This window comes from Spirillospora sp. NPDC029432 (genome assembly GCF_040703975.1).
Classification (GTDB): Bacteria; Actinomycetota; Actinomycetes; order Streptosporangiales; family Streptosporangiaceae; genus Spirillospora.
This window is the reverse complement of the sequence record NZ_JBEZWH010000008.1, coordinates 213,979-224,214: the sequence shown is the minus strand read 5'-3', so window position 1 is coordinate 224,214 and position 10,236 is coordinate 213,979. Positions and strand designations below refer to the sequence as shown.

Annotated in this window: 8 protein-coding genes; 6 read left to right on the top strand and 2 right to left on the bottom strand. The window is 72.4% G+C overall.

The genetic code is table 11. The annotated features are described in order from the left end of the window. Positions 1-312: 312 nt before the first annotated feature. From AB0881_RS09400 to AB0881_RS09390, 3 genes are all read left to right on the top strand, one after another. The gene (locus AB0881_RS09400; protein ID WP_366615645.1) at positions 313-543 is read left to right on the top strand and encodes a DUF397 domain-containing protein; all 231 of its coding nucleotides are present in this window, start codon (positions 313-315) and stop codon (positions 541-543) included. 73 nt (positions 544-616) lie between these two features. Next, the gene (locus tag AB0881_RS09395) at positions 617-2,155 is read left to right on the top strand and encodes an acyl-CoA synthetase (RefSeq protein WP_366615643.1); all 1,539 of its coding nucleotides are present in this window, start codon (positions 617-619) and stop codon (positions 2,153-2,155) included. A 225-nt stretch (positions 2,156-2,380) separates the two neighbouring features. After that, positions 2,381-3,196 carry an SAM-dependent methyltransferase gene (locus AB0881_RS09390; protein ID WP_366615641.1) on the top strand — a complete coding sequence of 272 codons (816 nt, stop codon included), beginning with the start codon at positions 2,381-2,383 and terminating at the stop codon, positions 3,194-3,196. Positions 3,197-3,276: 80 nt separating this feature from the next. Here the strand turns inward: AB0881_RS09390 and AB0881_RS09385 are convergent, their stop codons facing one another. Then, entirely contained in the window at positions 3,277-4,749 is a 1,473-nt protein-coding gene (locus AB0881_RS09385) for a DHA2 family efflux MFS transporter permease subunit (RefSeq protein WP_366615639.1), read from the bottom strand. A 371-nt stretch (positions 4,750-5,120) separates the two neighbouring features. Between AB0881_RS09385 and AB0881_RS09380 the strand changes: the two genes are divergently transcribed. From AB0881_RS09380 to AB0881_RS09370, 3 genes are all read left to right on the top strand, one after another. Then, complete coding sequence (locus AB0881_RS09380; protein ID WP_366615637.1) at positions 5,121-6,203, top strand: sugar diacid recognition domain-containing protein; 1,083 nt, start codon at positions 5,121-5,123, stop codon at positions 6,201-6,203. A gap of 154 nt (positions 6,204-6,357) precedes the next feature. Beyond that, positions 6,358-7,485: a glycerate kinase gene (locus tag AB0881_RS09375; protein WP_366615636.1), complete on the top strand. Its 1,128-nt coding sequence runs from the start codon at positions 6,358-6,360 to the stop codon at positions 7,483-7,485. A gap of 75 nt (positions 7,486-7,560) precedes the next feature. Beyond that, positions 7,561-8,988 carry a GntP family permease gene (locus AB0881_RS09370; protein WP_366615634.1) on the top strand — a complete coding sequence of 476 codons (1,428 nt, stop codon included), beginning with the start codon at positions 7,561-7,563 and terminating at the stop codon, positions 8,986-8,988. Between the two features lie 41 nt (positions 8,989-9,029). Here AB0881_RS09370 and AB0881_RS09365 read toward each other — a convergent pair whose 3' ends face one another. Continuing rightward, the gene (locus tag AB0881_RS09365; protein ID WP_366615632.1) at positions 9,030-10,178 is read right to left on the bottom strand and encodes an acyl-CoA dehydrogenase family protein; all 1,149 of its coding nucleotides are present in this window, start codon (positions 10,176-10,178) and stop codon (positions 9,030-9,032) included. Positions 10,179-10,236 lie beyond the last annotated feature (58 nt).

The following is a 10,236-nucleotide window of genomic DNA, read 5'->3' as shown; positions in this document are numbered from 1 at the left end:
CGTGCGCCCGGCCTGCCGGCCGGGCCGGGTGATCCGGCGCGACGTGCCGGCGCGGGTGCCGCCGTCCGCTGGGGACGGCCGGAGCCGCCACGTCGTCTGCCTGGTCAACGATCATTGTCAAACCCCAGAGGCGTGCGGGTCGGTACGTGGGCGGGCGTTCGCTATCTTGCTCCCCATGTCGTGCAGATGCAAGACCGTCTGCATGAACGAATGCAAGAACGAATGCACGTGCATCTCGTACCATGACGTTGGGGTGGGGCGAGATCGCGGCCTCCCGAGAGGGAGGCGGTAACGCCTAGAGGGGGCAGAAAGATGGACGGTGCCGAGCTGTCGGACGTCCGGCGGACCGAACTCGCCTGGCTGAAGAGCCGACGGAGCAATCCGAGCGGGAACTGCGTCGAGATGGCCGAGCTCCCGACCGGAGAGATCGCCGTGCGCAACTCGCGGTACCCGGACGGCCCGGTCCTGATCTACACGCGAGAGGAGGTCGAGGCCTTCGTCGGCGGCGCCAAGGACGGTGACTTCGATCACATGCTGGTCTGACGGTAAACCCCGGGCAGGCCAGTAAACCGAATCCCATTCCAAATCGGCGTTCCTCCCGGTAGCGTGCGGTTTCATGCATCTGGGGCAGATCGCTGAACGGACCCCCGGCAAGCCCGCCGTGATCATGGCGGGCTCCGGGCGGGTCATCACGTACCGAGAGCTGAACGAGGAGTCGAACCGGCTCGCGCAGTTGCTCCACGCCGAGGGACTGCGCCCGGGCGACCACATCGCCTTCATGCTCGAGAACCATCCGCTGTTCCTGGCCATCGCGTGGGCGGCGCAGCGTTCCGGGCTCTACTACACCGCCATCAGCTCCCGCCTCCAGGCCGACGAACTGGCCTACATCGTCGACAACTGCGGCGCGAAGGCGTTCATCGCCAGCGCCGCCGTCGCCGAACCGGCCCAGGCGATCACCGCCCGGACGCCGAACGTCGGCCTGCGCCTCATGCTCGACGGCACCGCGCCGGGCTTCCGCTCGTACGAGCAGGAGGTCGCCCGCCACCCGGCGACGCCGATCGAGAACGAGTGCGAGGGCATGGACATGCTCTACTCGTCGGGCACCACGGGCCGTCCCAAGGGCATCAAGCCGAAGATCTCGCTGGCCCCGATGGGCGAGCAGGGCCCGCTCTTCCAGCTGCTCTCGCTGCTCTTCCAGCCCGACGAGAACTCGGTGTACCTCTCGCCGGCACCGCTCTACCACGCGGCGCCCCTGCGCTACTGCATCAACTTCATCCGGTTCGGCGCCACGATCGTCGTGATGGAGAGGTTCGACCCCGAGCAGGCCCTCGCCGCCATCGAGAAGCACGGCGTCACCCACTCCCAGTGGGTGCCGACGATGTTCATCCGGATGCTCAAGCTGCCCGAGGAGACGCGGGCGAAGTACGACCTGTCGTCCCTGCGCTGCGCCGTGCACGCGGCCGCCCCCTGCCCCGTCCCCGTCAAGGAGCAGATGATCTCCTGGTGGGGTCCGGTCCTGCACGAGTACTACGCCGGCACCGAGGGCAACTGCTTCGTCTACACCAACTCCGACGACTGGCTCGCCCACAAGGGCACCGTCGGCCGCCCCCTCCTCGGCAAGGTCCACGTCTGCGGCGAGGACGGCCGGGAACTGCCGCCGGGCGAGCCCGGCACCCTCTACTTCGGCGAGGGGCCGGAGTTCGAGTACCACGGCGACAAGGCCAAGACCGAGGCGTCCCGCGACCCCTGGGGCCACGGCTGGACGACGCTCGGCGACGTCGGCTACGTGGACGAGGACGGCTTCCTCTACCTGACCGACCGCCGCTCGTACATGATCATCAGCGGCGGGGTGAACATCTACCCGCAGGAGGCGGAGAACGTCCTGGCCGTCCACCCCAAGGTCGCCGACGTCGCCGTGTTCGGCGTCCCCGACCCGGAGATGGGCGAGGCGGTCAAGGCCGTCGTCCAGCCCCTCGACCCGGCCGCCGCGGGCCCGGGCCTGGAGGCCGAGCTGATCGCCTACTGCCGCGACCGCCTGGCGCACTACAAGTGCCCCCGCTCGATCGACTTCCGCGACGAACTGCCCCGCCACCCCACAGGCAAGCTCTACAAGCGCCTACTGAAGGACGAGTACTGGAACCAGCCCGCGGGCTGACCCCGCAGGCCGGCTTCCCCGGAGCCCCCGGCTTCCCGGCCTCACGCGCACTCGATGCGCACGGCCGGGAAGCCCCGGGAAGCCATCGGGGCATGCTGGGAGCGCTTTCGGGCGAGACCCGTGGGCTCTGAGGGCGGACGGGCCGGGCAGGGGTGCTCAGGGCGTTCTGTGGTGCTTTGATCAGATGTCTCCACGGGGTGGGTGTGTGCGGCGTAATCTCCGGGGATGAGCGCTGTCGAGAAGCCGTCCGGTGGGGCCCCTGAGGATCTGATCCGCGCCGATGTGCCGCACTCCGCGCGCATCTACAACTACTGGCTGGGCGGGAAGGACCACTTCGAGATCGACCGGGAGATCGGTGCGCGGGTGGTCGAGGCCGAGCCCGAGATGATCGCGATGATGCGGGAGAACCGGGCCTTCCTCGGGCGCGCGGTCGACCACCTCGTCCGGGAGTGCGGCATCCGCCAGTTCCTCGACATCGGCAGCGGGCTTCCGGCGGCCGACAACACGCACGAGGTCGCGCAGCGTGCCGCGCCCGAGTCGCGGGTCGTGTACGTCGACAACGACCCGATCGTCCTCGCGCACGCGCGTGCGCTGCTCGCCGGGACGCCCGAGGGCGCGACCGACTACATCGACGGGGACCTGCGGGAGCCCCGCAAGATCCTGGCCGCGGCGGCCGGGACGCTCGACTTCGCCGAGCCCGTCGCGATCATGCTGCTCGGCACCCTCGGCCACATCGCCGAGGACGGCGACTCGCAGAGCTTCGTCGACGCGCTCATGGGCGCCGCCTGCCCGGGCAGCCATCTGGTGATCTCGGTCAACACGAACGTCGTCAATCCGGCGGGCATGGAGGGCGCGGCGGCCGCCTACAACCGGGCGTTCGGGCGGCCGCCCATCTACCTGCACACCCCCGAACGGCTCGAAGCGTTCTTCGCCGGCATGGAGATGGTCGAGCCCGGTGTGGTGTCGGTGGGCCGGTGGAGGCCCGTCGTGGACGACGCGCCCGAGATGGACCTGTACGTCGGCGTCGGCCGGAAGCCCTGAGACGGCGGGCGCCCCGGCGCGGACTTCAGGGGTCCGCGCCGGGGCGCCTCTCGTCGGGTCCGGCCTGGGCCGGGCACCGGTCAGTGCATCGGCATGGGGGCGTCGACCGGGGCGTCCGGCTTCTTGCGCGGCAGGAAGAGCGCCGGCACGAAGGCCAGGACGAGCAGCGCCAGCGACCACCAGTAGGTGGTCTGGAAGGCGTCGGCCATGTTGCCGATGAGCTTCTCGATGACGCCCGGCGGCACCTGGGCGGCGCCCGCCGGGGGCTCGGCGCTCATGCCGTGGCCCATGTCGAGGCCGCGGTCGCGCATCTGGGTGGCCAGCATGACGGCGATGAACGCGGTGCCGATCGAGCCGGCGACCTGCTGGATGATGTTCAGCGCGGTGCTGGCCCGCGGGACCTCGTCGTGCTGGAGCGTCTGCATCGCCGCGGACATGGTCGGCATCATCGTCATGCCCATGCCGAGGCCCATGACGAACAGGGCCACGCCCAGCGTCCAGTACGAGGCGTCCGGGGTGAGCTGGGCGGCGAAGCCCGCCACGCCCAGGACCACGATCGAGAGGCCGACCAGGACGACCTTGCCGGGGCCGAGCTTGTCGGTCAGCTTGCCGCCGATCGGCATGGTCACCATCGCGCCGAAGCCCTGCGGCGCGAGCAGCAGGCCCGCGGCGAAGGCGGTCTCGGCCCGTACCGTCTGGTAGTAGAGCGGCAGGACCAGCATCGCGCCGAAGAAGGCGCAGGCGAACAGCACCATGGTGCCCGCGGCCGCCGCGACCGAGCGGCGCTTGAACAGCCGCAGGTCGATCAGCGGGCTGGTGTTGCTCTTGCGCAGCGCGTGGAACGCGAACGCGATCACCAGGATGCCGCCGCCGATGGCGGTGATCAGCACGTCGGTACGGCCGAAGTCGTTCTTCTCGGCGCCGGTGGCGAGGCCGTAGATCAGCGCGGCCAGGCCGGGGGACAGCAGGATCAGCCCGAGGAAGTCCAGCCGCTCGGCGGGACGGGGCTCGTCCTTCTTCAGGATCTTCCAGGCGAGGAACAGCGCGACCGCGCCGATCGGCACGTTGATGTAGAAGATCCAGCGCCAGGACACGTCGTCCACGAGCCAGCCGCCCAGGATCGGGCCCATGATCGGGCCGAGCAGCATCGGGATGCCGACGATGCTCATGACCTGGCCGACCCGCTGCGGACCGGCCGCCTGGGTCAGGATCGTCATGCCGGCCGGCATGATCATGCCGCCGCCGAGGCCCTGCAGGACCCGGAACGCGATCAGCGACTCGGCGCTCCACGCCATCCCGGCCAGGCCGGACCCGGCCACGAACAGGACGATCGAGATGATGTAGAGCCTCTTGGTGCCGAACCGGGCGGAGGCCCAGCCGGTCACCGGGATCACGGTGGCGAGCGCGAGGGTGTAGCCGGTCGCGACCCACTGGATCGTCGCGAGCGGGGCGTCGAAGTCCTGGGTGAGGTGCTTGAGGGCGACGTTGACGACCGTCACGTCCAGGATGGACATGATCGCGCCGAGCACCACGACCGCGGCCACGGCGAGCACGCCGCGATCTAGCCCTCCACCTGAGTCCGCGGCCTTGGGGCCGTCCGCCGCCTTAGGAGAAGCGGGAGCGGTCAACTGAGTCTTCCAATCGTCGGGCCCGGGCATGCGGGCATGCGGGCATGGTCAAGAGGGCTGGGGTACCGCAGCAAATTACTGCAGCGACTGACACTTCGGCGAACGGTTTAACGGCGCCGGATCGAGGAGTATTCCAGCGGGGTCCGACAAGATTGCCCCGTCCCGGCAGGTCCCGTACGTCCACTCTCGAACCTCCAGTCCGCTGGAGGTCAACCGGATGTGACGCACGCGACACCGGGACGGGCCCCGTCCGGCGGTACGCCGGCGGGCCGGGGACGTCGTTTACGCTGGCAGCCGTGATCGCCGGTACCGACGCCCAGGCCATCGTGGACGAGATCATGAGGCGGCTCGGCCGGAACGTCAACCTCATGGACGGCCGCGGCGTGATCATCGCCAGCGGCGACCGGGACCGGGTGGGGGAGGAGCACGACGGCGCGGTCCGGGTGCTGCGGAGCGGCGAGCCGGTCGCGGTGACCGGGGCCGAGGCGCGGTCGATGCGCGGCACCCGCGCCGGGGTCAACCTGCCGGTCCGGATCGGCGCGGAGATCGCCGGCGTGGTGGGCGTGACCGGGGAGCCGGCCGAGGTGGGCGACCTGGCCGGCGCCGTCGCGCTGATGACCGAGCTGATGATCACCCAGCAGGAGATGCGGGCCGAGTCCGAGTGGCGCGCCCGCACCCGCGACCAGATCGTCGCCGACCTGGTCGCGGGCCACCTCACCGCCGCGCAGTGGCGCCGCCGGCTGCGCCTGGCCGGCGCCCGCCCGGCGGCCCCGTTCGCGCTGTTCGCGCTGCGTCCGGGACTCGACGGGCCCGGCGACGCGACGGGCGCCGCGGCGCTGCTCTACCGGCGGCTGGGCGCGGGCGGGGAGGAGCAGGTGCTGGCGGCGGTCGACGTCACCGGCACCCTGTGGGCGGTGGCCGGGGCGGCGGCGCCCGCGTCGCTGCGGGGACGGCTGCGGGAGATGCGCCGCGAGCTGCCGGGGGCGTGCCTCCTGGACGCGGGCACCGCCGCCGACTTCGGCGCCCTTCTGGAGAACGTGCGGCGCGGCCGCCTCGCGCTGCGGCGCCGGACGCTGCCGCCCGAGACGACGCTGCGCGACCAGGAGGTCAGCGTCCTGCTCGCCGAGCTGCCCGGCGAGGTGGCGGGCGCGGCCGGGCGGCGGATCCTCGGGGAGCTGCCGGCCGACCTGCGCCGTACGCTGCGCACCTACTTCGCGCACGACCGGCACGTCGCCGCGGCCGCCGGGGAGCTGAACGTGCACCGCAACACCCTCGTCTACCGGCTCGGCCGGATCGCCGAGCTGACCGGCCGCGACCCGCGCCTGTTCGACGACGCGGTCGCGCTCCAGGCCGCGCTGTACCTCGCCGACCTCGGCTGACGGGCGCGCGCCCCGGCCCGGCCGGTTGGCGCGCCGCACAAAACGGCGGCGCCGCCGGGCACCGTACTTTGGGCGCGCGGCCGGTGCCCGCGCCCGCCGTTCGCTCCTAAGGTCTCTTCAACCCGCGTGACCAGGGACAACAGGAGGAGCAGCCGTGCGGATCGTCGTCGCGCCCGACTCGTTCAAGGGCGGCCTCAGCGCGCCCGCCGTGTGCGCGGCCGTGGAGTCGGGCGTCCGGCGCGCGCTGCCGGCCGCGGCGGTGACCGCGGTGCCGATGGCCGACGGCGGCGAGGGCACCCTGGACTGCTTCCTGCGCGCCCGCGGCGGCCGCGAGATCGTCCGTACCGTCGCCGGGCCGCTGGGCCGCCCCGTCGAGGCCCGGTACGCGATCGCCGGCGACGGCCGGTCGGCCGTGGTGGAGCTCGCGGCGGCCTCCGGGCTGCCGCTGCTGGCGGAGGACGAGCGGGAGCCGACGCGCGCCGACACCACCGGCACCGGCGAGCTGATCGCCGACGCCGTCGCCCGCGGCGCCCGCGACGTCCTGGTCTGCGTCGGCGGCAGCGCCACCACCGACGGCGGGACGGGCCTGCTGCGCGCCCTCGGGGTGCGGTTCACCGGCGCGGACGGCGCCGAGCTGCCGCCGGGCGGCGCCGCGCTCGCCGGGCTGGCCGCGATCGACGACTCCGGCGTCCCGGACGCGGTGCGCGAGACGCGGTTCCGCGTGGCGTGCGACGTCACCAACCCGTTCGTCGGCCCGTCCGGCGCGGCGGCGGTGTTCGGGCCGCAGAAGGGCGCCACGCCCGCGCATGTCCGGGAGCTGGACGCCGCGCTGGGCCGCCTCGCCGACGTCCTGGCGGACCGCTACGGCGTCCGCGTGCACGACCTGCCGGGCGCCGGCGCGGCCGGCGGCACCTGCGGGGGCCTGGTCGCCGTCCTGGGCGCCGAGCCGGCCCGCGGCGCCGAGCTGGTCGCCGAGCTGGTCGGGCTGCCGGCCGCGCTGGACTCCGCCGACCTGGTGATCACCGGTGAGGGGCGGCTGGACGGCCAGAGCGCGGGCGGCAAGGCCGTCTCGGTGGTCACCGGGCTGGGCCGCGAGCGCGGCCTGCCGGTCGTCGCGCTGGCCGGTTCGGTGGCCGGGCCGCTGGACGAGATGTACGCCCTCGGCCTCACCGCCGCGTTCAGCCTCGCCGACGGCCCCCGGACGCTCGGCGAGCTCATCGGCTCGGCGGGCCCCCTCCTGGCCGACCTGGCCGAGCAGGTCGTCCGGCTGCGCACGGCCTGACCGCCGGCGCACGCCCCCCACCCCCTTTTCCCCCTGGTTTTCCCACCCCGTAATGCACGTCTAGGAGTCAGTTCCATGGAGACCACCGGCCCATTCCTGCTGCTCGCGCTCGCCGCGAGCATCGGGCTGATCATCTTGCTGAGCGGCCGGTTCAAGCTGCACCCGTTCCTGGCGATCGTCGTCTCGACCTTCGCGTTCGGGCTGGCGGCGATGGGGATCGGCGCCGCCGCGGGCTCGGACAAGCCGTACGTCGACGACCTCGGCGGCACGGTCGCCGACGGGTTCGGGTCGATCCTGATGAGCATCGGCCTGGTGATCATCTTCGGGACGATCATCGGCAAGGTGCTGGAGCGCACCGGCGCCGCCGTCACGCTCGCCGACGCGGTGCTCAAGGTCATCGGCCGCCGGCATCCGGCGATCGCGATGTCGCTGATGGGCTGGGTCGTGTCGATCCCGGTCTTCTGCGACTCGGGGTACGTGGTGCTGTCGCCGCTGCAGCGGTCGATCGCCCGCAAGACCGGCAAGAACCCCGTCGTCCTCGGCACCGCGCTGGCCACCGGCCTGTACGCCTCGCACACCTTCGTCCCGCCGACGCCGGGCCCGATCGCCGCCGCCGGCAACGTCGGCATCGGCGCGGACGGCCTGATCTGGGTGATCCTGTTCGGCATCCCGGTCTCCCTGGTCGCCACCCTCGCCGGGCTGGCGTGGGCGCTGCGCCGCACCGGCAACCTGGAGAGCGCGCTGCCGCAGGCGGAGCAGACGTTCGAGGAGTACAAGGCGCAGTTCGACCGCATCCCCGGCCTCGGCCGCGCGGTGACGCCGATCCTGGTGCCGATCCTGCTCATGGCGGTCGGGTCGGTCGCGGCGTTCCCGTCCGGCGACGGCACCCTGGTGGACGGCTCGCTCGGCGACGTCCTCGGCGACCTCGGCGCGCCGGTGAACGCGCTGCTCATCGGCGTCGTGCTCGCCCTCGCGCTGCTCCCGGTCCGCCGGGACGCCGAGGTGCTGACCACCTGGGTCGGCGAGGGCCTGTCGGACGCCGCCGTCATCCTGGTGATCACCGGGGCGGGCGGCGCGTTCGGCGCCGTGATCAAGGCGACGCCGACCGCCGACTACATCAAGACCCTCATCGGGGACGGCTCCGCGGTCGCCGGGCCGGTCGCGCTGGTGGTGCTGTTCGCGCTGGCCGCGCTGCTGAAGACCGCGCAGGGCAGCACCACCGCAGCGCTGATCATCACGTCCACGCTGGCGCAGCCGCTGCTGCCGGCGCTCGGCCTGGACACCATGATGGGCGGGATTCCGATCGGCCAGGTCCTCGCGGTCATGGCGATCGGCGCGGGCGCCATGGTGGTCAGCCACGTGAACGACTCGTACTTCTGGGTCGTCACGCAGTTCTCCGGGATGAGCGTCTCGACGGCCTACCGCGCCCAGACCGCGGCGACCCTCGTGCAGGGCGTCTCGGCGCTGGCGGTGGTCCTCGTCCTCGGCGTGGCCCTCCTCTGACCGGGCGCTGAACGGCCCTCCTGGCCGGGGCGGGGGCCCGGTCAGGAGGGCGGCAGCCCCAGGGCGCGGGCGATCAGCATGCGCTGCACCTCCGAGGTGCCCTCGCCCACTTCGAGGATCTTGGCGTCGCGGTAGAAGCGGCCGACCGGGTACTCGTTCATGAAGCCGTAGCCGCCGAAGATCTGGGTCGCCTCGCGGGCGTTGTCCATGGCGGCGTTGGACGCGGCCAGCTTCGCTATCGCCGCCTCCTTCTTGAACGGCTCGCCGGCCAGCATCAGCGCGGCGGCGGCGTAGTAGGCCAGCCGGGCGGTGTGCGCGCGCAGCTCCATGTCGGCGATCTTGAACTGGATGGCCTGGTAGCGGCCGATCTCCCGGCCGAACGCCTCGCGCTCGCGCACGTACCGCAGGCACTCGTCCACGCAGCCCTGCGCCAGCCCGACCGACAGCGCGGCGATCGCGATGCGGCCCTCGTCCAGGATGCGCAGGAACTGGGCGTAGCCGCGGCCGCGCTCGCCGACCAGGTTCGCCGCCGGCACCCGGACGTCGTCGAACGACAGCTCGCGCGTGTCGGAGGCGTTCCAGCCGACCTTGGAGTACTTGCGGCCGACGGTGAAGCCCGGCGTGCCGTTCGGGACGATGATCGTGGAGATCTCGCGCTCGCCGGTCAGGGCCGTCACGGTCACGAACGCCGTGATGTCGGTGCCGGAGTTGGTGATGAACGACTTGGTCCCGTTGATCACCCAGTGGTCGCCGTCCAGCCGGGCGGTGGTGCGCATGCCGCCGGGGACGTCCGAGCCGCCGCCCGGCTCGGTGAGGCCGAACGCGGCGAGGTTCGCCCCGGAGGTCAGGCGCGGCAGCCACTCGGCCTTCTGCGCCTCGGAACCGAAGCGGTAGATCGGCATCGCGCCCAGCGAGACGCCCGCCTCCAGGGTGATCGCGACGGAGGAGTCGACCCGGGCCAGCTCCTCCAGCGCCAGGCACAGCGCGAAGTAGTCGCCGCCCATGCCGCCGTGCTCCTCGGGGAACGGCAGCCCGAACAGGCCCATCTTCCCCATGGCCGCGACGATCTCGTACGGGAACAGCTCGCGCTCGTACAGGTCGCCGATCACCGGCGCCACGCTCTCCCGCGCGAACCGCTCGACCGTGCGCCGCAGCTCCTCCTGCTCGTCGGTGAGACTAAAGCTGATCATCAGAATCCCATCTCTTGGTCGCGCCAACGGCGCTCCGGGTGACCAGGCTTCCGCCGCC